The sequence below is a fragment of the Mycobacterium sp. NGS19 genome (genome assembly GCF_059813155.1).
Genome location: NZ_JCALEB010000002.1, coordinates 54,441 through 79,052 on the forward strand (window position 1 = coordinate 54,441; position 24,612 = coordinate 79,052).

23 protein-coding genes and 1 pseudogene are annotated in these 24,612 nt (G+C 66.7%); 6 read left to right on the forward strand and 18 right to left on the reverse strand.

The features are described 5' to 3' along the window. Positions 1-11: 11 nt before the first annotated feature. On the reverse strand, positions 12-1,526 hold the full coding sequence (locus AC5Y4N_RS05685) for a carboxylesterase/lipase family protein (RefSeq protein WP_499912346.1): 1,515 nt from the start codon (positions 1,524-1,526) through the stop codon (positions 12-14). Positions 1,527-1,665: 139 nt separating this feature from the next. On the opposite strand from AC5Y4N_RS05685, the gene AC5Y4N_RS05690 reads away from it, so the two are divergent. Both AC5Y4N_RS05690 and AC5Y4N_RS05695 read left to right on the forward strand, forming a co-directional pair. Next, the gene (locus AC5Y4N_RS05690) at positions 1,666-2,916 is read left to right on the forward strand and encodes a cytochrome P450 (protein ID WP_499912302.1); all 1,251 of its coding nucleotides are present in this window, start codon (positions 1,666-1,668) and stop codon (positions 2,914-2,916) included. Between the two features lie 114 nt (positions 2,917-3,030). Beyond that, positions 3,031-4,692, forward strand: a complete 1,662-nt coding sequence (locus AC5Y4N_RS05695; RefSeq protein ID WP_499912347.1) for an MFS transporter — start codon at positions 3,031-3,033, stop codon at positions 4,690-4,692. Here the strand turns inward: AC5Y4N_RS05695 and mftG are convergent. The 7 genes from mftG to mftA form a co-directional block, all read right to left on the reverse strand. Then, on the reverse strand, positions 4,609-6,045 hold the full coding sequence (mftG, locus tag AC5Y4N_RS05700; protein WP_499912305.1) for a mycofactocin dehydrogenase MftG: 1,437 nt from the start codon (positions 6,043-6,045) through the stop codon (positions 4,609-4,611). The genes AC5Y4N_RS05695 and mftG overlap by 84 nt on opposite strands. Positions 6,046-6,052: 7 nt before the next feature. Further along, a complete protein-coding gene (gene mftF / locus AC5Y4N_RS05705) occupies positions 6,053-7,465 on the reverse strand; it encodes a mycofactocin biosynthesis glycosyltransferase MftF (RefSeq protein WP_499912307.1) in 1,413 nt (470 codons plus the stop codon). Next, positions 7,462-8,202, reverse strand: coding sequence for a mycofactocin biosynthesis peptidyl-dipeptidase MftE (gene mftE, locus AC5Y4N_RS05710; protein ID WP_499912310.1), 741 nt, complete (start codon positions 8,200-8,202; stop codon positions 7,462-7,464). The genes mftF and mftE overlap by 4 nt, the downstream gene beginning before the upstream one ends. Positions 8,203-8,326: 124 nt before the next feature. Continuing rightward, complete coding sequence (gene mftD, locus AC5Y4N_RS05715) at positions 8,327-9,511, reverse strand: pre-mycofactocin synthase MftD (RefSeq protein WP_499912312.1); 1,185 nt, start codon at positions 9,509-9,511, stop codon at positions 8,327-8,329. Positions 9,512-9,513: 2 nt separating this feature from the next. After that, complete coding sequence (gene mftC / locus AC5Y4N_RS05720; protein ID WP_499912315.1) at positions 9,514-10,677, reverse strand: mycofactocin radical SAM maturase; 1,164 nt, start codon at positions 10,675-10,677, stop codon at positions 9,514-9,516. Then, positions 10,674-10,943 carry a mycofactocin biosynthesis chaperone MftB gene (gene mftB / locus AC5Y4N_RS05725; RefSeq protein WP_499912317.1) on the reverse strand — a complete coding sequence of 90 codons (270 nt, stop codon included), beginning with the start codon at positions 10,941-10,943 and terminating at the stop codon, positions 10,674-10,676. Before mftB ends, mftC begins: the two co-directional genes overlap by 4 nt. A 2-nt stretch (positions 10,944-10,945) precedes the next feature. Next, positions 10,946-11,041: a mycofactocin precursor MftA gene (gene mftA / locus AC5Y4N_RS05730; RefSeq protein ID WP_499912319.1), complete on the reverse strand. Its 96-nt coding sequence runs from the start codon at positions 11,039-11,041 to the stop codon at positions 10,946-10,948. Positions 11,042-11,128: 87 nt separating this feature from the next. Here mftA and mftR point away from each other — a divergent pair. The 3 genes and pseudogenes from mftR to AC5Y4N_RS05745 form a co-directional block, all read left to right on the forward strand. Beyond that, a pseudogene (gene mftR, locus AC5Y4N_RS05735) lies at positions 11,129-11,701 on the forward strand (mycofactocin system transcriptional regulator MftR); the annotation flags it as partial. 139 nt (positions 11,702-11,840) lie between these two features. Continuing rightward, positions 11,841-12,359, forward strand: coding sequence for an RNA polymerase sigma factor (locus AC5Y4N_RS05740; RefSeq protein ID WP_499912321.1), 519 nt, complete (start codon positions 11,841-11,843; stop codon positions 12,357-12,359). Further along, a complete protein-coding gene (locus AC5Y4N_RS05745; protein ID WP_499912324.1) occupies positions 12,356-13,630 on the forward strand; it encodes a VOC family protein in 1,275 nt (424 codons plus the stop codon). The genes AC5Y4N_RS05740 and AC5Y4N_RS05745 overlap by 4 nt, the downstream gene beginning before the upstream one ends. Positions 13,631-13,828: 198 nt before the next feature. Here the strand turns inward: AC5Y4N_RS05745 and AC5Y4N_RS05750 are convergent, their stop codons facing one another. The 8 genes from AC5Y4N_RS05750 to AC5Y4N_RS05785 all read right to left on the reverse strand — a co-directional run bounded on the left by AC5Y4N_RS05750 (position 13,829) and on the right by AC5Y4N_RS05785 (position 22,405). After that, the gene (locus AC5Y4N_RS05750) at positions 13,829-15,013 is read right to left on the reverse strand and encodes an NAD(P)/FAD-dependent oxidoreductase (protein WP_499912326.1); all 1,185 of its coding nucleotides are present in this window, start codon (positions 15,011-15,013) and stop codon (positions 13,829-13,831) included. A gap of 65 nt (positions 15,014-15,078) precedes the next feature. Next, on the reverse strand, positions 15,079-15,924 hold the full coding sequence (locus tag AC5Y4N_RS05755) for a mycofactocin-coupled SDR family oxidoreductase (RefSeq protein ID WP_499912328.1): 846 nt from the start codon (positions 15,922-15,924) through the stop codon (positions 15,079-15,081). Positions 15,925-16,072: 148 nt separating this feature from the next. Then, positions 16,073-16,933, reverse strand: coding sequence for an SHOCT domain-containing protein (locus AC5Y4N_RS05760; protein ID WP_499912330.1), 861 nt, complete (start codon positions 16,931-16,933; stop codon positions 16,073-16,075). 356 nt (positions 16,934-17,289) lie between these two features. Next, positions 17,290-18,480 (reverse strand): elongation factor Tu, encoded by a 1,191-nt coding sequence (gene tuf / locus AC5Y4N_RS05765; RefSeq protein ID WP_499912332.1) that lies wholly within the window; start codon positions 18,478-18,480, stop codon positions 17,290-17,292. An 86-nt stretch (positions 18,481-18,566) separates the two neighbouring features. Then, positions 18,567-20,672: an elongation factor G gene (fusA, locus tag AC5Y4N_RS05770; protein WP_499912335.1), complete on the reverse strand. Its 2,106-nt coding sequence runs from the start codon at positions 20,670-20,672 to the stop codon at positions 18,567-18,569. Between the two features lie 76 nt (positions 20,673-20,748). Then, entirely contained in the window at positions 20,749-21,219 is a 471-nt protein-coding gene (rpsG, locus tag AC5Y4N_RS05775) for a 30S ribosomal protein S7 (RefSeq protein WP_499912338.1), read from the reverse strand. Next, positions 21,219-21,593 carry a 30S ribosomal protein S12 gene (gene rpsL, locus AC5Y4N_RS05780; protein ID WP_424745522.1) on the reverse strand — a complete coding sequence of 125 codons (375 nt, stop codon included), beginning with the start codon at positions 21,591-21,593 and terminating at the stop codon, positions 21,219-21,221. The genes rpsG and rpsL overlap by 1 nt, the downstream gene beginning before the upstream one ends. A gap of 263 nt (positions 21,594-21,856) precedes the next feature. Further along, positions 21,857-22,405, reverse strand: coding sequence for a TetR/AcrR family transcriptional regulator (locus AC5Y4N_RS05785; RefSeq protein WP_499912349.1), 549 nt, complete (start codon positions 22,403-22,405; stop codon positions 21,857-21,859). A gap of 259 nt (positions 22,406-22,664) precedes the next feature. On the opposite strand from AC5Y4N_RS05785, the gene AC5Y4N_RS05790 reads away from it, so the two are divergent. Continuing rightward, entirely contained in the window at positions 22,665-23,030 is a 366-nt protein-coding gene (locus AC5Y4N_RS05790; protein WP_499914566.1) for a DUF3060 domain-containing protein, read from the forward strand. An 82-nt stretch (positions 23,031-23,112) separates the two neighbouring features. Here AC5Y4N_RS05790 and AC5Y4N_RS05795 read toward each other — a convergent pair whose 3' ends face one another. Beyond that, positions 23,113-23,877 (reverse strand): crotonase/enoyl-CoA hydratase family protein, encoded by a 765-nt coding sequence (locus AC5Y4N_RS05795; RefSeq protein ID WP_499906244.1) that lies wholly within the window; start codon positions 23,875-23,877, stop codon positions 23,113-23,115. Then, positions 23,874-24,593, reverse strand: a complete 720-nt coding sequence (locus AC5Y4N_RS05800; RefSeq protein ID WP_499906241.1) for a PaaX family transcriptional regulator C-terminal domain-containing protein — start codon at positions 24,591-24,593, stop codon at positions 23,874-23,876. Before AC5Y4N_RS05800 ends, AC5Y4N_RS05795 begins: the two co-directional genes overlap by 4 nt. Between the last annotated feature and the right edge of the window lie 19 nt (positions 24,594-24,612).

Here is a 24,612-nt window from a genome sequence, read left to right on the forward strand (position 1 = left end):
GCGTCACGCGCTCAGTGCACCGTCGCCCAGAACCCGCACTGGTGCTCGTCGTTGAACGAGGTGAACGTGCGCACCTCCGGCGTCTGCAGAGACATCCACGGGCCCTGCTCGCCCTGAAGCGCCGGCCATTCCGGTGCCCCGTCGGCGCGCGGTGTGCCCGTGGCCACGAAGCTGCTCCAGTATCGGATCATTTGGTCTGACAGCTTCTGTTGGGCCGGGGTCAATGACGGCGCTCCCCCGACGTCGAAGAGGTAGCGCAGCTCCAGGGAGTGGCTGGCCCCGACCGGAAACGGCAGCGTCCGCAGTAGATCCGGCGCGGGTGCGTCACGGTCGTTGAATTCGTAACCGTACACCTTCGCGCTGCGCTGCAATCCGACGGCTAATTCGGTTGCCGGACAGGCGAATACAGCGTCAGTGGCGACAGTCGAGTACGCCAGCGCCGGGTCCGGGAAGCGGCTCAGCGGATACTGTTGCAGGATCCGGCCGGCGTCGGCTCCGAAAGCATCGGCCAGCACGGCAGGATAGTCCGGCATCCGGCCCTGCTTCAGATACTGCGTCGCGGCGAACAGCGTGAACTCGTCGCGATTGGTGCCGACCAGCACCGGAACACGCGCCGCCTCTCCCCCGGCGATCGCAGCCATCGGGTCGCGCGGGAGCACCGACGTCCCGGTGACGGGACCGGTGATGCCGTCGCCGGCCAGGCGGTAGTACACCGGCGGCCCGATCAGCTTCTCCACCGGCAGCGCCCGCAGGCACGACGCGGCCTGCCCCGGATCGGGACATCCCGCCGCCGCGGCGTAGTCGAGGCTGATGCGTTCGGCGGTGGCCCGATCGGTTTGCGCCTGGCACGGACCGCTTTGGATGATCGCGGCCCGAAACAGGCCCGCGGACCCGGGGGCGACGAGGTGGTCGCACACCGACATCGCGCCCGCTGATTCGCCGGCGACGGTCACTTTGGCCGGATCGCCTCCGAACGCGGCGATGTTGTCGCGCACCCAGCGCAGCGCCGCTTGCTGGTCGGCCAGCCCGTAGTTGCCGACGTCGCCGGCGTCGGCCAGTGCCGGATGGGCGAGAAAGCCCAGCGCGCCGAGGCGATAGTTCAACGTGACGACGATCATGTCGCCGCGTGCCGCCAGCCAGCGCGCGTCGTAGATGTCGCCACTGCCGTTGACGAAGCCGCCGCCGTGAATCCAGACAATCACCGGAAGACCCTGCGCGCTACGAGGTTTCGGCACCCACACGTTGAGCGTCAGGCAGTCCTCACTGACGGCTCGGCCGAAGTCGCGGTCGCTCGCCTGGTCTTGAACGCAGCGCGCGCCGTACTTCGACGCGTCACGCACTCCCGGCCACGACGGCGCCGGCTGCGGCGGTTTCCAGCGCAGTGCTCCAACCGGCGGCGCCGCGTACGGAATGCCGGCGAACAGCACGTGGTCGTCGCTGAACGCGCCCCGCAGAGCGCCGGAGAGCGTGTGCACCAGCGTGGAATCGGCGGTGGTCGTCGCGTCGTGGCCGCACGCCGTCACCATGAGAGCCGCGACAAGCAGGGCCGACGCCCAGCCGCGTCGGCGTCCAGAACGCACGTCGCCGAAGCCTACAGACCGGCTCTTCCCCTGACCGCCCGCCATGGTCGAGACTCGTGACCACCGACTCAACGAGGAGAAGGCCATGGGCGCGCCGATTGTCGATGACGCCGCGAGGGTGTTCGCGGATCCCACCTCTTACGCGGACGAGGAGCGGCTGCACGCCGCCATGGCACACCTTCGCGCTCATGCGCCCGTCGCGTACGTCGACGTGCCGCCGTACCGGCCGTTCTGGGCGATCACCAAGCATGCCGACATCATGGCGATCGAGCGCGACAACAACCTGTGGATCAACGAGCCCCGACCGCTGCTGCAGACGGCGGAGGCCGACGACTTGGCGCGCGCTCAACTGGAGGCCGGCATGGGACTGCGCACGCTGATCCACATGGACGACCCCTACCACCGCGACGTACGAGCGATCGGCGCCGACTGGTTTCGTCCAAAAGCCATGAGGGACTTGAAGGTTCGTGTCGACGAACTGGCCCGCCAAACCGTCGACAAGATGCGCGACATCGGGCCGGAATGCGACTTCGTCACCGACATCGCGATGAACTACCCGCTTCAGGTCATCATGTCGCTGCTGGGCATCCCCGAAGAGGACTTCCCTCGCATGCTGACGCTCACCCAGGAACTGTTCGGCGGCGACGACGACGAATACAAGCGCGGAACCACACCGGAGGAGCAGCTGCAGGTGCTGCTGGACTTCTTCGCCTATTTCAACGCGCTGACGGCGTCGCGGCGCGCCCATCCGACCGAGGACCTGGCGTCGGCAATCGCCAACGCCAAGGTCAATGGTGAGCCGCTGTCGGACCTCGACACGGCGTCGTACTACGTCATCGTCGCGACCGCCGGCCATGACACCACCAAGGACGCGATCTCCGGCGGCATGCGTGCGCTGATCGAGAACCCTGACCAGTTGGCGCGGCTGCGCGAGCACCCCGAGCTCATGCCCACGGCGGTCGAGGAAATGATCCGCTGGACCACACCCGTCAAGGAATTCATGCGCACCGCAACGCGAGACACCGAAGTGCGCGGCGTGCCGATCGCCAAAGGCGAGTCGGTGTACCTGGCATACACCTCCGCGAACCGCGACGAGGATGTCTTCGACGAACCGTTCCGCTTCGACGTGAGCCGCGATCCGAACAAGCACCTCGCGTTCGGTTACGGCGTGCATTTCTGCCTCGGTGCAGCGCTGGCCCGGATGGAGATGAGGAGCTTGTTCACCGAGCTCATCCCGCGCTTGGACGCGGTGGAGCTGGCAGGTCGTCCGGAGCTGTCCGCCACCGTGTTCGTCGGCGGCCTCAAGCACCTGCCTGTTCGCTATTCGCTGCGGTAACCGTCGGTGCGGCGGATGTTTGACCGCAAGACTTTCGGTCTATGAACTAGACGACTAGTCTCGAAAAATCCACCGCCCTCGACCGGAAGGACCACCGTGGCCGGTCTGACGACCATGGTCGACACCCTCATGCGGCCCGATGCCAGCACACCCGATGTGACCGACGTTTCCCGGCGCCGACGGACATGGACGCTGGTGGTGGCGTGCAGCGGCGTGGCTTTGGTGATCGCCTCGATGATCGCGTTGAACACCGCTCTAGGCGACATCGCCGTCGCCACCGCGGCCACGCAGACCCAGCTGACCTGGGTGGTCGACGGTTACACGCTGGTTCTCGCCTGCCTGCTGCTGCCCGCCGGCGCGATCGGCGATCGCTACGGACGCCGCAAAGCCTTGCTGGTGGGACTGGCCATCTTCTTTCTCGCGTCGCTGGCGCCGTTGTTGTTCGACAGCCCAATGCAGATCATCGTTTCGCGGGCTGTCGCCGGCGCGGGCGCGGCGTTCGTCATGCCGGCCACGCTGTCGCTACTCACCGTCGTCTACCCGAAAGACCAGCGCATTAAGGCCGTCGGCATCTGGGCAGGCGTCGCAGGCATGGCCGCCGTGGTGGGTCTGCTGGTGCCGGGGTTCCTGCTGAACTTCTGGGAGTGGAAGGCGATCTTCTGGGCGCTGGCCGCCGCGGCGGCGCTGCTGTTCGCGCTGACACTGACTGTGGCGGAATCCCGAGAAGACGACGCGCCGCCGGTCGACTGGCTGGGCGCAACACTGATCGCACTGTCGGTCGCGGTGTTCGTGTTCGGCGTCATCGAAGCACCGACGCGCGGGTGGACCGATCCTGTGGTGACCGTGTCTCTGGTGGCCGGGATAGTTCTCGCCGCGGTGTTCGGCTTCGTGGAGTTGCGCCGTCGCCGTCCGCTACTGGACGTGCGGCTGTTCAAGCGACCCGAATTCGCCACTGGCGCTTTGGCTGTCACGATCTTCTTCTTCGCCAATTTCGGTTTCTTCTACCTGATCATGCAGTATTGCCAAGAGGTGCTTGGCTATTCGGCTTTACACACCGCGCTCGCGCTGACACCGCTGTTCGTGCCCATCTTCATCCTGTGCCTGCTGTCCTTCTGGTATCTGCCGAAACTCGGCCTGCGGCTCGTGCTGTTCACCGGCCTTCTTCTCGTGGCGGTGGGGATCTTCTTCATGCGCACCATGGAGCTCGGCGCTACCTACTTGGAAATGGCGTGGCCGATCACGGTGATGTCGATCGGCATCGGACTGTGCACCGCGTCGGCGACATCGGCGATCATGAACGCCGCGCCCGACGAAAAGCAAGGCGTCGCATCGGCGATCAACGATGCCACCCGCGAAATCGGTGCGGCGCTGGGCATTGCGGTCGCCGGTTCCATTCTCGCCGCGAACTACGCAAACGTGTTGCGCCCCAAGCTCTCGACATTTCCCGAAGCTCTGCGCGGCCCGGCGTCACACTCCCTCGCTGAGGCCATCAAAGCGTCCGAACACCTTGGTCCGCAAGGACATCAGCTGGCAGACGTGGCGAAGGCATCGTTCGTCGAGGCCATGCACTCGTCGTCACTGGCTCTGGCGATCAGCATCGCGATCGGCGCCTGCCTCGTCGGGCTGTGGGCACCGGGACGCGACGGCCAACAGCTGCGGGTCGTGCGTTACTTGTCGGCCCGGTGGCGACGCTCACCCCGCGGTGACGAACTCGGCGGCGCGGTGGGCCAGCATCACGATTGTGGCGTGCGGGCCCCGGCTGGGTATCGCGGGTAGCGCAGCACCGTCGATCACCCACAGTCCCTCGATCCCGCGCACGCGGCACGTCGGGTCGAGCACCGCACGCTCGTCGTGGTCGGCGCCCATCGGCGCCGTCGCGCACAAATGCTGCGACGTCGACCACAGCGGTTCGGCCTCCGGATGGCTGAGCGGGCACAGGTGACTCGCGAGCTGGGCACCCTCGCGCAGGGCCGCGACGTCGGCCGGCTCACTGTCGTAGCGGTGCTCGATGCGTGGCGCCACATCCGGACGGGCCGACCGCACGGTGACCGTTCCACGCGACCGCGGCTGCATCAGCGCCACCCCGACGTGCGGCCAGTCCGGCCGCCCGGCCGTGCCGTCGCCGACCATGGCGATGAAACCGCCTGTGTAGGGCCGAATTTCGAGTCCCGAGCCGGTGTGCAGGACAGCCTCCAGCACCGGACGGCCGGGGCTGCTTCGCCAGCTGGTGGGCATCACCCACTCCGGATGGTCGACACAGTGCATGCCGACCGGTGCGGGTTGTACCACCTCTATTCCGTGGGCGCGCAGACCTTTCTCGTCGCCGATACCCGACAGCATCAGCAGGTGCGCCGTCGCGATCGCTCCGGCGCACAGCACGATGCGGTCCGCCGTCAACGACACGGACCCGTCAGCCCCGACGGCCTCAGCGCTGGTCACCCGGCCGGCCGAGATCCTGAGTCGGCGCACTGTCGTGCGGGTGAGCAGTGTCAGGTTAGGCCGGTCCAGAGCAGGTGCCAGGATGGCTGAACCCGGCTGGACCCGGGTGCCGTCGTCGACATTGAGCGGTACCGCGCCCACCCCGGTTGCCGCGTCCGCCGGGTGCACGGCACCGTTGAGGTCCGGTATCCAGTCGAAGCCGGCATCACGCGCCTTCTCGACGAATTCTGCTGTGCTGTCGGACATTTCGTTGACCCGCTGCACGGTGATCGGTCCCGAGCTGCCGTGCGCCGGGCCGTCGAAGTCCAGGTCGGTTTCCGTGTCGCGGAAGTGACGCAGCACATCTGACCAGCTCCAGCCGGGAAGTCCCCACGCGTCGAAGTCGCCCGGCAGACCGCGGCAGAAGTAGCCACCGTTGACCGCACCGGAGCCGCCGACCACCGCACCCCGGACGACCAGCGTCGGGCGGCGCGGATGCTGTGTCAGCAGAGTCTCGAACCGGTGCACCAGACGGCTTCCGGCACCCACCGGCAGCACCGAACCGTCCGCCACCACCGCCGCGACATCCGGATCGGTCGCCGCCGGTCCGGCCTCCACCACGGTGACCCGGCACCGTTCGTCGGCGGAGAGGCGCTCGGCGACAACACATCCTGCGCTACCGGCGCCGATGACCAAGACGTCGCTGTGCAACGGCTGGCTATGTCCGAATCTGCGGCTTCAACGGTCCGGGATGACGCTCCTGGACCATTCCCATCCACATTCCGGTGCCGTAGGCGAGATCGTCGAGACGCTTGAGCGCCAGGTAGGTCAGAACGCCGAGCTGCTTCGTCTGCCGGTCGACGTTGTTGTGCCGGCTCAGCCAGTCCGCCACCCCGTCGACCACTGCAGCCATCAGCACAATGTGCCGGCAGCGCCGGAAAAGTATCGCGGCCACCAGCGCGATCGGCCAGTAGTGGCGGCAGATCGCCGAGGCCAGTTGTAACGCTGCGCCTCCTAGGCCGCGCGCGGCGAGCACAGCGACATCGCGCGGTTTGGAGTCCACCCCGTCGAGCGTGTTGGCGATCCTGCGCGCCATCAGCACTGTGATGACCATCGACACCAGATAGCTCATGCACGACCCCATGGCCAGCAGCAGCCACAACACCAGGCTCCAGCCGGAGATGACCAGCGGAGCGGTCTTGTCGGGATGGCGGACCGACAGCGGCGCCGCAGAACTACCATAGAAGGCTTTGCGGGACAACCATTCTCGAACACCGACCCGATGGTCGTGGGCCACCAGCGCGATCGGCTCGTAGCGCAGCCGGGCGCCGGACTCGACCAGCCGCCAGCACAGGTCGACGTCTTCGCCGCAGCGCAACGTCTCGTCGAAACCGCCGGCGGCCAGCAGCGCCGAGCGTCGGCAGATGACCGCCGCGCTGGGCACATAGGACACGGTTCCGTACGGGACCACCGGCGCCTCGCGCCGCCCCAGATCCAGCGACGAGCGCACCGCCTCGTAGCGGGCGATCATGTTGTCGCTCTGGGTGAGCCCGATGATCCGCGGTGCCACCAGCGCCACGGCTGGGTCCACGAAGTGCCCTAGCAGCGCCTCCAGCCAGCCGCGGCGAGGCACGACGTCGGAGTCCAAGAACGCGACGAAGTCGGTGGTGCAGGCCGCCAGCCCGGTGTTGCGGGCCGCTGCGGGTCCCTTGCTCCGGGAGTGCCTGATCACCTGAACCTGGCAGCTGAAGCGCTCGAAGTCGGACTCCCTCACCGGTATCGCGGAGCCGTCGTCGACCACTACCACCCGCAACCCGCGCAGCGTCGACAACAGGCGGCGAAGACCAAACATGTTGTCTCGCACCGGAATAACGACGGTCACGTCGCGATGGGACGGGCCACCGGACGGCCGCGGGTGGGCCACCGTGGCGTCCAGCAGCGCCCGCGCCAGCTGTGCGGTGACAGCGTCGTGCACCTCCAGCCGGCCATTGTCCAGCAGGCTGCGGGCCGACGGCGCCAGCCGCAGCAGGCGGGTGGGCGACCCACCGAGAAGGGCGGCGTTTGCGCCGAGAACACGCACACGCCGGTCGACCTGGACGGCGAATCCGTCCGGCAGCCGCGGCTGGGTCATGTCAGCATTCCGTCGCCGCCTGGGGCCCAGCGCCGGACCCGGGCGACGCAGACGTCGGCCATCTGCCGAAAGAGACGCGCGCCAGCCTCGGCCGTCGCCGTGGTGGGGTCCCCCAGCACTCCTACCTCGCTCACTGCGGCTACTCCGCCGCGGCGCATGCTCGACATCAAGTCCGCTAGCGGAGACACGTTACCTGCACGACGCTCGTCGAGTCGCACAGTTGAGGGTGAAATGTGCAGCAATATCGACGTTTCTGTATGTCCGGCGTGCGCGTCGCAGCCCGGCACGGCACACGGGCACCACGCGACGTCGCGTTCTTCGCTCCTCAGCAGTCGCACCGCCGCGACCAGCGCGTCGAGGTTTCCGCCGTGACCGTTGACGAACACGATCCGCGGCGCCCACGCGCACGCCGAGCGTCCGAACTCGACCAGCAGCTGCTCGAGCACCGCCGTTCCGATCGAAATCGTCCCGGCGAAACCCTGATGCTCTCCGCTGGACCCGTAGGCGACCGCGGGTGCGGCGAGGGCCGGCTGACCAGCAGCGGCGAGGGCCGCGACGATGGCGTGCGTGACTGCGGCAGCGATGCGGGTGTCGGTGTCCAGCGGCAGGTGGGGTCCATGCTGCTCGGTGGAGCCCACCGGCACCACCACGATTGGCGACGCACCTTCGACCTGCTTCGACGTCGACTTCCCCAACTCCGTCGGGAAGGTCACGTGGCGATCGTAGGCCGAATTCATCTGGGATACATCAGATGTTGGGGGATGAGAAATCTTGCTTCGTCAAATGCCTAGCCTCTGACCCTCATCGTTCACGGCAGCACCGTCAGTCCCGTCGGCACCACCGCGGGCCGCCGGATCGTCGTCAACTCCGGTCGCGCGGCTCTCCCAATGCCCGGGTGAAGCCGGGCGGCACGACGACGTCGTCGGGACGCAGGTCGTGGATCGACGACCGGCCGAGCCCGCGCAGCGCCGAGTCGATGCCGCCGCGAAGGATGTCGAGCACGTTCTCCACGCCGGCCTGTCCGGCGGCGGCGAGACCCCACAGGTAGGCACGACCGATCATCACGGCGCGGGCGCCCAAGGCCACCGCCTTGACCACGTCGCTACCCCGGCGGATGCCGCCGTCCAGCAGCACCTCGACGTCGCCGCCCACCGCGTCGACGATCGCGGGCAGGGCCCGGATCGGAGCGGGTGTGGAATCGAGGTTGTTTCCTCCGTGGTTGGACACCGAGATCGCCGAAACACCCGCATCCACAGCGCGTTTCGCATCGTCGACCCGCATCACGCCCTTGAGCATGAAGGGCCCGCCCCACAGTTCCCGCAGCCAGGCGACGTCGTCCCAGGTGGGCGGTGGGGTGTTCATCCATTCCCCGTACGCGGTGAAAAACGGTGGGCCTTGTTCGCCGCGGCGCGCCTGATTGGGCACGCGCAGGTCGGGCGGTCGCATGGTCTTCGCCCACTCCCACAGCCAGGCGGGCCTGGTGAGGCCGGTCGGCAGCATCCGCACGGTGGTGCGCAGGTTCATCGCCTCAGGGATCTTCGGGCTGCCCCAGTCGCGACCGTGCGAGAAGCTCCAGTCCGTGGTGAGAATGAGCCCCGCGGCCCCGGCGTCGCGGGCACGCTGGACCCGCTGTGCGATCGCGTCGCGATCGCCGAGCCAGTAGATCTGGAAGAACAGCTTGGGGTTGGCGGCGATCACCTCTTCGATGGGCTTGCTCGCGAACGACGACAACCCCATCGCGGTGCCGCGAGCGGCGGCTGCCCGCGCGACGGCTACTTCGCCGTCTGGGTGAACCGCCTGCACCCCGGTCGGCGAGATGACCACAGGAAGCGAAATATCTTGTCCCAGAACGGTTGTCGCCATATCACGCTTCTCGGTGGCGCCGATGACGTGGGGCGCGAAGCCCAGTTCGCTGAAGGCCTCGACGTTGTCAGAGGCGGTCACGCCCTTTTCGCTGGCGGCCACCAATGCCGAGTACACCGGCTTGGGCAGCCGCTTTCTGGCCTTCTGCTGCGCGAACGCCACCGTTTCGAACCACTGAGCCATCGCTACACCGGGCTTTCGTTGCACAGGCGCGCCGGCGGGCGGGGCGCCAGGGTCAGCGGGACAGGACCACGACGCGAATGGTCGCCGCTGGGCCGGGGCACATGTCGAGGGTGCGCCAGCGCGCGCGCTCCGTAGCCTTGAACGCATTCCGGGTCCGGGCCGTCCATCGGCAGGCCGGTGAAGAACTTGGCAGCCATGCAACCGCCGCGGCAGCTGTCGTAATGCCCGCAGCTGTTGCACGCTCCGGCTGATTGTGGCTCACGCAGTTCCCGGAACAGCGGAGCGGTCTTCCACACGTGGTCAAATCCGCCGTCGCGCAAGACGTTTCCGGCCAGGAAGCGGTCGTGGATAGCGAACGGGCAGGCGTACACGTCGCCGACGGGGTCGATCAGGCACACCACCCGACCGGCGCCGCACAGGTTCAGGCCGGCGAGCGCTCCGGGCGCACCCAGCGGCGACAGGTGAAAGAACGAGTCGCCGGTGAGCACACGCTCACCGCGGTCCACCAGCCAGTGGTAGAGCTGCACCTGCTGCTCTGCGGTCGGATGCAGCTCATCCCACACGTCGGCGCCACGGCCGGAGGGGCGAAGTCTGGTGATGCGCAGCGTCGCGCCGTAACGGGTTGCCAGCGCGGCGAATTCGTCGAGCTGGCCGATGTTGTGGCGGGTGACCACCACCGAGATCTTGGCGTCTTCGAACCCCGCAGCCTGCAGATGATCGAGCGCCCGCATTGCCATGTCATACGAGCCGGGGCCGCGCACCGCGTCGTTGACCGCAGCGGTGGCGCCGTCGAGCGAAATCTGGACGTCGACGTAATCGCTGGCGGCGAGTTGCTCGGCTCGCGCCCGGGTGATCCGGACACCGTTGGTGGAGAACTTCACACCGACGTGATGCGCGGTGGCATAGTCGACGAGCTCCCAAAAGTCTTGGCGCACAGTCGGTTCGCCACCGCCGATGTTGACGTAGAAGACCTGCATACGCTCGAGCTCGTCGATCACGTCCATGCACTGGCGCGTGGTCAGCTCGCGGGGATCGCGGCGGCCCGACGACGACAGGCAGTGCACGCAGGCGAGGTTGCACGCGTAGGTCAATTCCCACGTCAGGCAGATCGGCGCGTCGAGGCCGCGTTCGAACTGCTCGACCAGACGAGGCACGGCCGTCATCACGCCTCCTGACCGATCAGCATGTCGGAAGCCGCCAGGGTTTCCAACGCGCGAAGGTAAGGCCGCTCGGCACCGTCCTGCACTCCGGCCGCGCGGCACGCGGCGCGAGCATCCGGGTGGTCACCGAGCGACTGCACGATCATCAGGATCGTGCGGTCCTTCAGAAACGACAGCTTGCGTGTGCCGAAGTGATAGAGCAGCGCACCGAACGGCTCGGGCCGCACCGCGACCTGAGGGTGCAGCCGCCAGCGTCGGGCGGGGTCGAACATGCCTAGTAGACGCCGCACATGCCGTCGATGGAGACCTCTTCGACGAGCGTCTCGGTGACCAAGTCCTCTTCGGTGTGCACCTGTGCGTTGGGTTCCATCGGGCTGCCTTCCTGCTGGTGGGGTCTCGACAGACTGCGGTTGAGTCGACAGAATATGGCATCGAGTGCCGTAATGGAAGGGCAGGTCTGGTGCAATCCAGAGTCGGCCGGCGCAGGTCGACCACACGCCACCACATCACCGATGTGGCCATCGACCTGTTCGCCCGCCGCGGGTTTGCCGAAGTCAGCGTCGACGACGTCGCCGAGGCGGCCGGGATCGCCCGCCGGACACTGTTCCGGTACTACCCGTCGAAGAACGCGATTCCGTGGGGCGACTTCGACGCACATCTGCAGCATTTGCGCGAACTGCTGGCTGCCGTCGATCCCGGTGTGCCCGTCGAGCAAGCGCTGCGCGATGCGCTGTTGGCGTTCAACACATTTGACGAATCCGAGACCACACGACACCGACTGCGCATGCAAGTGATCTTGCGAACCACGGAGCTGCAGGCGTACTCGATGACCATGTACGCGGGCTGGCGGGAAGTCATCGCAGAGTTCGTCGCCGCGCGGGCCGGCACCAAGCCCGATGACCTCGCACCGCAGACCGTCGCGTGGGCGTTGCTGGCGGTGTCGCTGGCGGCCTACGAGCATTGGCTTGCCGACGAGTCGGTGTCGCTGACCGACGCCCTGGGCGACGCGTTCGACGTGATCCGCCCGGGTGGCGAACTCCCACTCCCCCCGCGAGCGGGCGTGTCTGTACGGCGACACGCCGCGAGTAGCCGTACAGGACCGCACGCTCGCGCAGAAAAAGTCGCGCATGAAGCGTCGGAGTTCGGCGGCCGGCGGCGACGATAAGGGTGTGAGCGCCGAACCTCGCCCGCCCGACGCTCCGCGTGCGCTGCTTGCGCTCTACGACCAGGCGCTGCCCGCGGTGTACGGCTACTTCGTGCGCCGCTGCGGCGATCGGCGCGCCGCGGAGGATCTCACGTCGGAGACCTTCCTCGCGGCGATGGACAGCGCACGCAAGGCCGAACCGCCCGACATCAGTGTGCCGTGGCTGATCGGCGTCGCCAGACACAAACTGGCAGACCACTTTCGGCGTGGGCACGACCGCCATGCGATCTCTGTCGCCGATGTTCCGGAGGCCGCGGACCCTACCGACACGTGGGACGCGCAGCTGGACCGGTTGGTCGCCGAGGCCACGCTGCGACGATTGCCCGAGCCGCAGCGCACGGTGCTGGTACTGCGCTACATGGACGACTGCTCGGTGCCCGAATGCGCGCAACTGATCGGCCGCACCGTCCATGCCACCGAAGCGTTGCTCGTGCGGGCACGCCGGGCTTTTCGCAACCACTACGAGGAAGGAGGTGCGCAATGACGGATCCGCTCGACGTGCTGCGCGCCGACGACCTTCCGGTGCACCCCGATCCCGAGTTCGCGGCCCGGCTGCGGGCCCGGCTCGAATTTGCACTGTCCCTACCCGCCGGCACAGAAGGAGTTGAGATGAGCGGCACTGCGCAGGCCATCGCCGAGCTGACCGAACCCGCTGACACGTATGCGGCGCCGCCGCGTCCGGCCGCCCTGCCGTACCTCGCTGTCGCCGACGCGCGCGCTGCCATTGCCTGGTACACCGACGCGCTGGGCGCCGTCGTGGTCGGCGAGCCGATCGTGATGGAGGACGGGCGCATCGGTCACGCCGAGCTCGCCTTGGCCGACGGCGTGCTCTACCTCGCCGACGAATATCCCGAGCTCGGCCTCAGAGCCCCTGCGCCGCAAGCTGTTTCGGTGAGCCTGATGCTGCACGTCGCGGACATCGATGCCGCGTTGGCCCGGGCCCGCGCGCAGGGAGCGCAGGTGCAGCGCGATATCTACGAAGGCCATGGTGGCCGCAACGCCACCATCATCGACCCGTTCGGGCATCGCTGGATGCTCACCAGCCCGCTGGCCGCGCCTGTCGAGACGATTCGGCACGGCGACCTCGGCTACGTCTCGGTATGGACGCCGGATGCCGACCGGGCCGCGGCGTTCTACGGCCACGTGCTGGGATGGACCTACGACGCCGCCAGGCACATGGTGATCAGCACCGAGCAGCCGGTCGGAATTTTTCCGGTCGACTCCGCACCGACGCTGTTCTGCTGCTACGCGGTCGACGACCTGCAGGCCGCCGCGCAGGCGATCCGCGATGCGGGTGGCCAGCTCGGCGACCAGCGGACGTTCGACGTCGGCACCGTGCTCGACGCCACCGATCCCAGCGGCACCAGGTTCGCGGTTTATCAACCCGTCGGCCAGCCTCCACGGCCCCAGCTCAACGGTGCGGGGCCAGGCGAATTGTCTTATGTCACTTATGAAGTCGAGGACTCGGCGGCGTTCCGCGAGTTCTACGGGCGGGTGCTCGGTTGGAGCTTCGAGCCGGGCCGCATCGACGACGGCTGGCAGATCACCGGCACGCACCCGATGGCCGGCGTCGCGGGAGGCAGCGCCGCAGCCACCACCGTGCCGATGTGGTCGGTGGCCGACATCGCCGAAGCGGTGGCGCGGGTGCGCGAAGCCGGCGGGACGGTGCTTCAGGAGCCGACGAGGCAGCCATATGGCCTCATGGCGGAATGTCGTGACGACCAGGGCGGCCGGTTCTACCTCGGCCAGTTCTGAGCGTCACTAGCGTCCACGGGCGCGGGCACGGGCACGGGCACGGGCACGAGCACGGGCGGGGGCACGGGCACGAGCACGAGCGCGAGCGTGCGCCGTCGTACGTCTCGCGTCGGCGTGTCGGTGTACAGACGCGCACACTCGCGGCAACAGGCCAACAGGCCAACAGGCCAACAGGCCAACAGGCCGCTAGGCGCGCGCTCAGTTCAGCACTTCGGAGATCGGCGCGCCGGCGGCGATCTTGGCCCGCGTCTTCATCACCGCACCCGGCATGCCGCCACCGACCACGCCGGCCACCACGCCGTCGCGTTCGTAGTACGCCAGGAACTTGCGGCCGTCGTCGCGGACCAGATGCACGATGTCGTCGGCCTCCGGCTCGCCGAGGCACTGGATCTTGACGTCATACTGGTCGCTCCAAAAGTACGGCACCACAACGATATTCGACGGCACCTCCTGGCCGAGCAGTGAGGGCACCAGCACCCTGGCCTGCTCGGTGACGTTGCTCCAGTGCTCCACGCGCGCTTGGTGTCCGGTGGCATCCTCCCAGGATGCGACGTCGCCGAGCGCCCACACATGCGGTGCGCTGGTGCGACCGACGTGGTCGCACACCACCCCGTTGTCCACCTTGACGCCGCTGCCTTCGAGCCAGTCGGTGGCCGGCCGGGAGCCGATCCCGACGACCACGAGGTCGGTCTGCAGCTCGGACCCGTCAGTCAGCACGACCTTGTCGACCCGGTCGCCCCCGGTGACGGACTCGACGCCCAGACCCGTGCGCACGCCGACACCCTCGGCACGGTGCAGCCGCGACACCAGCGCCCCGATCTGCTCGCCCAGCACCGACGCCAGCGGTTCAGGTTGCGGTTCCACCATCACGACCTCGATGCCGAGTCCACGCAGGCTCGCCGCCACCTCACAGCCGATGAACCCGGCACCCACCACCACCGCGCGCTTGGCCGCCGCGGCCTCTGCCCGCAGCGCCATGCTTTCGTCGAACGACCGCAGGACATGGATGCCGGCCAAGTCAGGGAAGGACGGAATACGTCGCGGCACAAGGCCAGTCGCGATCACCGCTTCGTCGTACTCCAGCTGCGACCCGTCCTCCAGCGTCACCGTCTGATTTGCCGTGTCCAACCTGCGCGCGGCCGATCCGAGGAGCAGCGTGATGTCGTTCTCGTCGTAGAACTCTCGCGGCTTGAGGGCCGTGTCGTCCATCTCGCTGCGCAGCACCTGCTTGGACAGCGGCGGACGGTCATAGGGCAGGTGGACCTCGTCGCTGACGATCGTGATGGGCCCGTCGAAGTCACACCGCCGCAGTTGTTCGGCGGTACGGGCGGCCGCCAATCCGCCACCGACGATGACTATCCGTTTGCTCACGTAACGGTTCATACACGATCACCCGGCGCGGGAGTAGCGCTCCCCTGCCCTACTCGCCGGTAGCCGGCGCCGACGGGTCAGTACTTCAGCACGCCGCGGTCGACGGGAATCTGGACACCCGATAGCGTCGCTGAGCCGTCGCCGGCTAGCCATGCGACGACGTCGGAAACCTCTTCGGGCGTCATGAATTCATTGCGATGCCGCTTGCCGCCAACATCTTTGGGGTTCAGCGGCATCGGCGCGAAGCTGTGCAGGAAGCTCGGGTGGTTTTTGAAGAGCTCCATCATGGCCTCGCGCTCGATCATCGGGGTGTCGATCGAATACGGGTGAATGGAGTTCACCCGGATGCCGAACTCACCGACTTCCAGCGCCAGCGAGTTGGTCAGCGCCACCAGACCATGCTTGGACGCCGCATAGTGACCATTGCCCGGCGTGGCCTTCAGCCCGGCCGACGAGCTGACGATGATGATCGAGCCGCCGTTGCCGGCCTCGATCATGGCCGGAACCGCGGCGCGCAGAGTGCGCCAGGTGCCCGACAGGTTCACGTCGATGACTGTGTCCCACTGCTCTTCGGTCAACTCCCATATCCGGCCCCAACTGAGCACGCCCGCGTTGGCAACGAGGATGTCGAGCCGGGCGAACTGCTCGACGCCGTCGGCGACCACCTGCCGCAGGGCGGCGGCGTCGCGGATGTCGACATGTCGAGCGAGGATCTTGCGGCCCGCCGCCTCGACGCCCTGTACCGTCTCGTCGAGATCTTCGGGGGTCGCGAGCGGATAGGTGATCGACGGTGACACCGGCCCGCAGATGTCGATGGCGATGATGTCGGCGCCCTCGTGGGCCAGCCGTATCGCGTGGGCGCGGCCCTGACCCCGCGCGGCACCGGTGACGAACGCGACCCGTCCCTCGAGTGATCCAGCCATTCGGTCAGGCTAGCAGCGAAACTGGAACGTGTTCTAGTGGGGCTTGACGGCGATCACCGCGAGAGCGGCGATGTTGTCGCGGTGCGTCCGGGAAGGTACGCCTAACTTGCGGTCAATTGCGAGTCCCGGCTGAAGCGCTCCGCGAATGTCAGATCTCGGAGATGATCTGAGACCGCTTGGATTTGTACTCCTCCTCTGTCACTGCACCGGTCGCACGCAGCGTCTCGAGCTCTTGGAGCCGCTGCGAGATCGAGACCTGCGGCGGCGCGAAACTCGGCGACGCCACCGACGGCGGCGCTGCGACCGAAGGCGTTGCGACGGGGGCCGCGGCGGGCGCGGGCGGAGCCTGCTGGGCTACCGCGCGCCGCACAATCGCCTGAATCTGCTGCAGCAGAACAGGGTTGGACCGGATATCGACCATGCGGTTCAACGGTATGCCATTGGCCTTGAGCAATTGCAGAATCTCCATCAACGGGCCGGCTTGCCCGGACAGGTCGTACGTCTTGTTGTCTTCCGCGACGGTGAACTGAGCGGGCACCAGGCCATTGACCAAAGCGCTTCGCTCCCAGTCGATTTGGAAGTCATTAGTGGCAGGGTCGACGAGTACGACGAGTTTGCGGGCGTTGAAGTTGCCCAACCGTGTGACGGATGCGATGACGCGATCGTGCGCGTCGAACGCAGCGATACCAGGGCCTTCGATGTGCAGGTCGAGCTTCACCAGCGGTTGATCGTTGATGCGCGTACCGGTTTCGCCGATGCCGGTGATGTGAGCCAACGCGAGCACACCGCTCTGCTCCAAAGCTGCTGTCTTGGCAGCGGACTTCGCGCTGAAGTTGGCCAACGCCAATGCGATCAACACGTCCGCGGCCGTGATCAGTAGACCCACGAAGAACATCCACCGAAGGAGACTTGATTGGCCGGTGGCGAAGTACACCGCCAGGAAGATCGGCCCGACCAGGCCGCCGCACAGCAGGACGATTACTTGGGACTTCAGGTACCGCGCGAACATCGGGCGTGCTCCTCACCGCCCCCCTTGCATGTCAGATTAGCTGTAGGACCCGCTTTTCGCGGTGATTGTTGACGGGTCAGCCCGAAATCCTGCGCATGGACAACCCGCGTGGCTGCCAATCCTTCGAATAGTCAGACGGTGCCAGCCGGTGGGCGGATTGCTGTGCGGTGTGAATTTGCCTACGCGCCAACGGCATTACCATTCAGGTGAAAATCCGCGTAGGCCATCAGCTGGTCGATGATCCGTGCAGCTTGCAGCATCGCCTCTAGTCTGCCGCGTGGCGTATCGGGATATGTCCGCAAAAGCAAAACGGCGCCCACCCGTTCGGATGAGCGCCGTTTGGCGTGATGCTTGAACTACTTGATGATCTTCGTGACCCGGCCGGCGCCGACGGTGCGGCCGCCCTCGCGGATCGCGAAGCGCAGGCCCTCGTCCATCGCGACGGGCTGGATCAGCTTGACGTGAATGTTGGTGTTGTCGCCCGGCATCACCATCTCGGTGCCCTCGGGAAGAGTCACCACACCGGTCACGTCGGTGGTGCGGAAGTAGAACTGCGGACGGTAGTTGTTGAAGAACGGCGTGTGCCGGCCGCCCTCGTCCTTGGACAGGATGTACACCTGGCCCTCGAACTCGGTGTGCGGGGTAGTGGTGCCGGGCTTCACGACAACCTGGCCGCGCTCGACGTCCTCACGCTTCACGCCACGCAGCAGCAGACCGACGTTGTCGCCGGCCTGGCCCTGGTCGAGCAGCTTGCGGAACATCTCCACACCGGTGACCGTGGTCTTGGTGGTGTTCGGACGGATGCCGACGATCTCGACTTCCTCGTTCACGTTGATCACGCCGCGCTCCACACGACCGGTGACCACGGTGCCGCGGCCAGTGATCGTGAAGACGTCCTCCACGGGCATCAGGAACGGCTTGTCGGTCTCGCGGACCGGGTCAGGGATCGACTCGTCGACGGCCTCCATGAGCTCCTCGACGCTCTTCACCCACTTCTCGTCACCCTCGAGCGCCTTGAGCGCCGAGACCCGCACGACCGGAGCCTCCTCGTCGAACTCTTGGGCGGCCAGCAACTCGCGGACCTCCATCTCGACGAGCTCCAGCAGCTCCTCGTCGTCGACCGCGTCGGCCTTGTTCAGCGCCACGAGGATGTAAGGCACACCCACCTGGCGGGCGAGCAGCACATGCTCGCGGGTCTGCGGCATCGGACCGTCGGTGGCGGCGACCACCAGGATCGCGCCGTCCATCTGGGCGGCGCCGGTGATCATGTTCTTGATGTAGTCGGCGTGGCCCGGAGCGTCGACGTGCGCATAATGACGCTTCTCGGTCTGGTACTCCACGTGGGAGATGTTGATCGTGATGCCGCGCTGACGTTCCTCAGGCGCGTTGTCGATCTGGTCGAATGCGCGCGACTCGTTCAAATCGGGATACTTGTCGTGCAGAACCTTGGTGATTGCTGCGGTCAGCGTGGTCTTGCCGTGGTCAACGTGACCGATGGTCCCGATGTTGACGTGCGGCTTCGTCCGCTCGAACTTCGCCTTCGCCACTGTGTTGTCCTCCTGGACTTCTGTTGGTGCTTGCTAATGAAGCAGGGTTGATCTTTGCAGTTGTTGTTCGCCGCCCGACAACCGGGTTACTGACCCGTCGCCTTCGCGATGATTTCCTTCGACACCTGCGCCGGCACTTCGGCGTAGCTGTCGAACACCATGGAGTAGTTCGCCCGGCCCTGGGTCTTCGACCGAAGGTCGCCCACGTAGCCGAACATCTCCGACAGCGGCACATGTGCCTTGACGACGCGAGCACCGCCGCGCTCCTCCATGGCCTGGATCTGACCACGGCGCGAGTTCAGGTCGCCGATCACGTCGCCCATGTAGTCCTCGGGCGTGGTGACCTCGACGGCCATGATCGGCTCGAGGATCACCGGATTCGCTTGTTGCGCAGCCTTCTTCAGCGCCTGCGACCCGGCGATCTTGAACGCCATTTCCGACGAGTCGACCTCGTGGAACGCACCGTCGAGCAACGTGACCTTCAGATTCACCAGCGGATAGCCGGCCAGCACGCCGTACTGCATCGCGTCCTGCGCGCCGGCGTCCACCGACGGGATGTACTCCCGCGGGATCCGGCCACCGGTCACCTTGTTCTCGAACTCGTAGGTGGCACCGTCCTCGCCGACGAACGGCTCGACGCTGATGATCACCTTCGCAAACTGGCCGGAGCCACCCGTCTGCTTCTTGTGCGTGTACTCGACGTTCTCCACCTTGCGGCGGATGGTCTCCTTGTACGCCACCTGGGGCTTACCGACGTTGGCCTCGACCTTGAACTCGCGGCGCATGCGGTCCACCAGGATGTCGAGGTGCAACTCGCCCATGCCGCCGATCACGGTCTGACCGGTCTCCTGATCCAGATGCACCTTGAAGGTCGGATCTTCCTCGGCCAGCTTCTGGATCGAGGTCGACAGCTTCTCCTGGTCGCTCTTGGTCTTGGGTTCGATGGCCACCTCGATCACCGGATCGGGGAACGTCATCGACTCGAGCACCACCTGGTCATTCGGGTCGGAAAGCGTGTCACCGGTGGTGGTGTCCTTCAGCCCGATCACCGCGTAAATGTGGCCGGCACTTGCCCTTTCGACTGGGTTCTCCTTATTGGAGTGCATCTGGAACAGCTTGCCCAGCCGCTCTTTCTTGCCCTTGGTCGCATTGATCACCTGCGAGCCCGAGTCGACGGTGCCCGAGTACACGCGGATGTAGGTCAGCTTGCCGAAGAACGGATGCGTGGCGATCTTGAATGCCAGCGCGGCGAACGGCTCGTCGACGCTCGCGGTGCGGACGACCTCTTCGTCTTCCTTGCCGGGGCGGTGCCCGATCGCCGGCGGCACGTCCAGCGGCGACGGCAAGTAGTCGACGACCGCGTCGAGCATCGGCTGCACGCCCTTGTTCTTGAACGCGCTGCCGCACAGCACCGGGTAGATCTCCGAATTGATGGTCAGCTTGCGGATCGCACCCTTGATCTCGGCGACGGTCAATTCCTCGCCGCCGAGGTACTTCTCCAGCAGCTCTTCATCGGACTCTGCAACGATCTCCAGCAGCTTGGTGCGGTACTCCTCAGCCTTCTCCGCGAGACCGGCCGGGATGTCGACGACGTCGTACTTCTCGCCGAGCTTCGTCTCGGCGCTCCACACCTTGGCGTTCATCTCGACCAGGTCGACGACGCCCTCGAACTCGCTTTCCGAGCCGATCGGCAGCTGAATGGGCACCGCATTGGCGCCGAGGCGCTCCTCCATGGTGCGCACAGAGAAGTAGAAATCGGCGCCGATCTTGTCCATCTTGTTGACGAAGCAGATGCGGGGCACGTCGTACTTGTCGGCCTGGCGCCACACCTGCTCGGACTGCGGCTCCACGCCTTCCTTGCCGTCAAACACGGCGACGGCGCCGTCGAGCACCCGCAGGTTGCGCTCCACCTCGACGGTGAAGTCGACGTGCCCGGGGGTGTCGATGATGTTGAGCTGGTTGTCTTTCCAGAACGTGGTGGTGGCAGCCGAGGTGATCGTGATCCCTCGCTCCTGCTCCTGCTCCATCCAGTCCATGGTGGCGGCGCCGTCGTGCACCTCACCGATCTTGTAGTTGATGCCGGTGTAGTAGAGGATGCGCTCAGTCGTCGTGGTCTTACCGGCATCGATGTGCGCCATGATGCCGAAGTTGCGTACCTTGCTCAGGTCGGTCAGCACATCTTTCTGTGCCACAGAAGTCTCACTCTTTCGGTTGCGTTGTTGGCTTGGTTGGCGGTGCGCTCGCTACGGGCCGAGGACCCGGCGAACATCACCAGCGGTAGTGCGCGAAGGCCCGGTTCGCTTCGGCCATCTTGTGGGTGTCTTCGCGTCTCTTCACAGAGGCACCCAGCCCGTTGCTGGCGTCGAGAATCTCGTTGGCCAGCCGTTCGACCATCGTCTTCTCCCGACGCTGCCGCGAGTACCCCACCAGCCAGCGCAGAGCGAGCGTGGTGGAGCGGTCGGGACGCACCTCGACGGGAACCTGGTAGGTCGCACCACCGACGCGGCGGCTGCGGACCTCAAGCGCGGGCTTGACGTTGTCGAGGGCGCGCTTGAGCGTGACCACCGGATCGGTACCGGTCTTTTCGCGTGCCTGCTCGAGCGCACCATAAACAATGCGTTCGGCCAGCGATTTCTTCCCGCGCATCAGGACTTTGTTCACCAGTTGGGTGACCAGTTGCGACCCGTAGACCGGATCGTTGACCAGCGGACGCTTTGGCGCGGGCCCCTTGCGCGGCATCAGCTCTTCTCCTTCTTGGCCCCGTAACGGCTGCGCGCTTGCTTGCGGTTCTTCACACCCTGGGTGTCCAGCGAGCCGCGGATGATCTTGTAGCGCACGCCGGGGAGGTCCTTCACACGACCACCACGCACCAGCACCATCGAGTGCTCCTGCAAGTTGTGGCCCTCGCCGGGGATGTAGGCGGTGACCTCGACCTGGCTGGTCAGCTTCACGCGCGCGACCTTGCGAAGGGCCGAGTTCGGCTTCTTCGGCGTGGTGGTGTACACGCGGGTGCACACGCCGCGGCGCTGCGGGCTGCCCTTGAGCGCCGCGGTCTTCACCTTGGCGATCTTGTCCTGGCGCCCTTTGCGGACCAGCTGCTGGATGGTTGGCATCTACCGGCTTTCTCTGTTGCGTCTTTACGTCTGTACTGCGGTTTCGCCTGGCTCGGTCACCCCGAGGCCGGGCGTGTCGCATGCGTCCGCCGCGGTCTCGACCTGTCATCGGGGACATGCGAATTGGCCCGGCGTGCGGGCATGCGATACCGCAGGCGCCTTATCTGCCAGGCACGGACGACTACGATACCAGGGCCGGCACAGTCGAAACAAACTCGTCGGCCGCCCCTATGCGCAGGTCACCGGGCGTCTGCGTGCGTCGCCTACCGCTTCTCCATCCCAGTCGCGAGCCGCAAGACCATGTCGGAGAACACCGCGTCGACGTCGACGTCGGCCATCACGCCGGTCATCTCCAGCAGCACGAATCCGTGCAGGGCCGCCCAGAACTCCAGTGCCGCATGGAACGCCTCGTCGCCGTCGAGCCCGTAGGACGCCAGCACTGCGATGACGGGTTCGGCCGCGGCGCGGGCCACTGCGGTGAACTCCGGGTCGTCGCCGCCGTCCAGCGGCATCCGCGTGAACGCCGAGTACCGGCCCGGGTGATGGTGGGCGTAGCTGCGGTAAGCGCCGGCCATCACGAGCACGGCGTCGTCGCGGGTTCTGCCCTGCCCGACCGTCCCGAGCATCTCGATGATGTCGCCCACGACGCGCTTGCGCACCGATCGCCGCAAGTCGTCGAGGCTGGCGACGTGGTTGTACAACGACGGACCCTTGGTGCCCAGCTGGGCGGCCAGCGCATTGATGGTCAGCGCATCCCAGCCTTCACGGTCGAGGAAGGTCAGTGCGGCGTTGACGATCACGTCGCGGCTCAGCTTGGTCGACCGGCCCCCCGATTTCTGCTGGGCGCGCGCCGCTCCCCTGGCTCGGCCCGCCGGCCGCGGCTGCGGCTCAGCTGCCACGTCGTCCTTTCTCTTTGCGCTCGCGCGAGCGCTCTTCGGCAAAGAACTCTAGTCCTAGCCGTCGTGGCAGCGGTCAGCTGACGCCGTCGCAGCTGCGATGACGGACTTCTACCGCAGCGGGCGGCTACGTGGGTACGCTTTGCCGGTCGGGACGTGCGCAAAGGGGGCGACGATGACGCGAACCGTTGCATGTTGCACTGCCGCGGTGTGCTTGACGCTCTCGCTGGCCGCAATGCCGACGGCGCATGCTCGCGGCGAAGGCGACACGCACATCACCGGCGTGAGCATCCAGACGACCATCGACTGCAACAACGGCACGCTGTTCGTCAACGGATCGTGGAACACGATCACCGCGTCGGGAGTGTGCTACGCGGTCACCATGCAAGGCTCCGGCAATGTCGTGATCGCCGACACCATTACCGACGACATCACCGTCTACGGCTCCGATCAGACCGTGATGTTCCACAACGGCGACCCCTACATCCTCGACCGCGGCCGCGAACTCGGGATGACCAACCGGATCGACAAAGTCCCCTAACCCCCGTGCCGCGACCGTGCGTGTCGCGCCAGCGACACGCCGCATCGGATGGCATTCGGCGCACGGTCGCGCCGGCTGAGCGCTACGCCGGTGCGCCGTGGCGGCCCGCCCCGGCGGCGAACCGCCCCGCGCCTTCGAGCGCTTCGGCCGCCACCCGCGACAAACTGCCGAACTCGAAGTCCAGCGCCTCCTTCTCCGACAGGCCCCATTGGTTGAGCATCGACAGTCGGTCCGAGCGCATGCACTGTTGCGGCAACGTGGCGAGCTCGGCAGCCAACTGCTCGGCGGCTTGGCGTGCTTGTCCTCTCGGCACCACGCGATTGGCCAGTCCTATCTGATGGGCCTCCGCGGCATCGACCGGCCGGCCGGTGAGAATCATGTCCATCGCCCGGCTGTGGCCGATCAGCCGCGGCAGCCGAATCGTGCCGCCGTCGATCAACGGCACGCCCCAGCGGCGGCAGAAGACCCCGAACACGGCGTCTTCCTCCGCGACCCGCAGGTCACACCACAGCGCCAGCTCCAGCCCACCGGCGACCGCGTACCCGCTGACGGCGGCAATCACCGGCTTGGACAAGACCATTCGCGTCGGGCCCATCGGCCCCGGCCCGGTGCGGTGGGTGGCGTTGGCCTCCGGTGTGCCGAACGCCTTGAGATCGGCACCCGCACAGAATGTTCCGTGGTCGCCCCACAGCACAGCTACCGATGCGCCGTCGTCGGCATCGAACGCTTCGAACGCGGCCACCAGCTGTGCGGCCGTCGGGCCGTTGACGGCGTTGCGCGCAGCGGGCCGATTGATGATCACCGTCGTCACCGGCCCCTGACGTTCCACGCGAACTTCGTCGGTCATGACGATGCCTCCATGAGGTGTTGGGCCGGGTGACGACGGGCGGCCAGCTCGTCGGCAAAGCGAGAGTAGCTGTCCCGCAACGAGTTCGCGGGCCAGTCCGGCGGCAGGAGTTGCTCCGGTAGCACCGGGTCGGTGAGCAGGTGGCGCACCATGCCGGCGGCGGCCACGAACCGGCCGGGCGTGTCGGTCGCCGCGGCCATGTCGTCGAGCAGCTGGGTCGCGGTCTGCGCCCACCGCGACAGGTCCCACAGCTGGCTTGCCAGGTCGGCCGGATCGTCGTCGCGGGAATGCAGCACCCGAACTCTATTGGTGATGTCACTGGGAAGCGTGATGTCGAGATTGTCGGGCCGCAGCCACACCCCTTCGCGAAGCTCGCCAAACCGGCTCTGCTGCAACGTTGTTCGCAGCGACGCGCGGGTTCGGGGATCGGTGCCGATGCTGGTGATCACGAGCGTGGTCCAGGTACCGTCCCAGGGTTTGACGTGGGGGCGCATCGCCTCGTCCTGTCGCCGCTGGCGGGCCAGCAACCGATCCGACAAGCGATAGCCGTCGGCGGAGCGCACCAAATCGCCCGTCGCGACCAGCCTGGTCAGCGCGACCCGCACCGTCGATTCCTTCAAGCCGAAATCTGATGTCAGCGTGAGCAATTCGGCGGCGGTGGCCCACGCCGGATGCGCTCCCAGCAGTACGCTCAGGACCACCGAGCGTGCGGTCATCCGGTTGAGGGTCTTGGGT

Bases quoted from the DNA above. Each gene is read 5' to 3' on its own strand.
- AC5Y4N_RS05800 (WP_499906241.1), bottom strand. From the start codon at position 24,593: ATGACCGCACGCTCGGTGGTCCTGAGCGTACTGCTGGGAGCGCATCCG.
- AC5Y4N_RS05760 (WP_499912330.1), bottom strand. From the start codon at position 16,933: ATGTTCGCGCGGTACCTGAAGTCCCAAGTAATCGTCCTGCTGTGCGGC.
- AC5Y4N_RS05795 (WP_499906244.1), bottom strand. From the start codon at position 23,877: ATGACCGACGAAGTTCGCGTGGAACGTCAGGGGCCGGTGACGACGGTG.
- mftE (WP_499912310.1), bottom strand. From the start codon at position 8,202: ATGAATTCGGCCTACGATCGCCACGTGACCTTCCCGACGGAGTTGGGG.
- AC5Y4N_RS05690 (WP_499912302.1), top strand. From the start codon at position 1,666: ATGGGCGCGCCGATTGTCGATGACGCCGCGAGGGTGTTCGCGGATCCC.
- mftA (WP_499912319.1), bottom strand. From the start codon at position 11,041: ATGGAACCCAACGCACAGGTGCACACCGAAGAGGACTTGGTCACCGAG.
- rpsL (WP_424745522.1), bottom strand. From the start codon at position 21,593: ATGCCAACCATCCAGCAGCTGGTCCGCAAAGGGCGCCAGGACAAGATC.
- mftF (WP_499912307.1), bottom strand. From the start codon at position 7,465: ATGACCCAGCCGCGGCTGCCGGACGGATTCGCCGTCCAGGTCGACCGG.
- rpsG (WP_499912338.1), bottom strand. From the start codon at position 21,219: ATGCCGCGCAAGGGGCCCGCGCCAAAGCGTCCGCTGGTCAACGATCCG.
- AC5Y4N_RS05790 (WP_499914566.1), top strand. From the start codon at position 22,665: ATGACGCGAACCGTTGCATGTTGCACTGCCGCGGTGTGCTTGACGCTC.
- AC5Y4N_RS05745 (WP_499912324.1), top strand. From the start codon at position 12,356: ATGACGGATCCGCTCGACGTGCTGCGCGCCGACGACCTTCCGGTGCAC.
- AC5Y4N_RS05685 (WP_499912346.1), bottom strand. From the start codon at position 1,526: ATGGTGACGGCGTGCGGCCACGACGCGACGACCACCGCCGATTCCACG.
- AC5Y4N_RS05695 (WP_499912347.1), top strand. From the start codon at position 3,031: ATGGTCGACACCCTCATGCGGCCCGATGCCAGCACACCCGATGTGACC.
- AC5Y4N_RS05755 (WP_499912328.1), bottom strand. From the start codon at position 15,924: ATGGCTGGATCACTCGAGGGACGGGTCGCGTTCGTCACCGGTGCCGCG.
- AC5Y4N_RS05750 (WP_499912326.1), bottom strand. From the start codon at position 15,013: ATGAACCGTTACGTGAGCAAACGGATAGTCATCGTCGGTGGCGGATTG.
- mftB (WP_499912317.1), bottom strand. From the start codon at position 10,943: ATGTTCGACCCCGCCCGACGCTGGCGGCTGCACCCTCAGGTCGCGGTG.
- mftD (WP_499912312.1), bottom strand. From the start codon at position 9,511: ATGGCTCAGTGGTTCGAAACGGTGGCGTTCGCGCAGCAGAAGGCCAGA.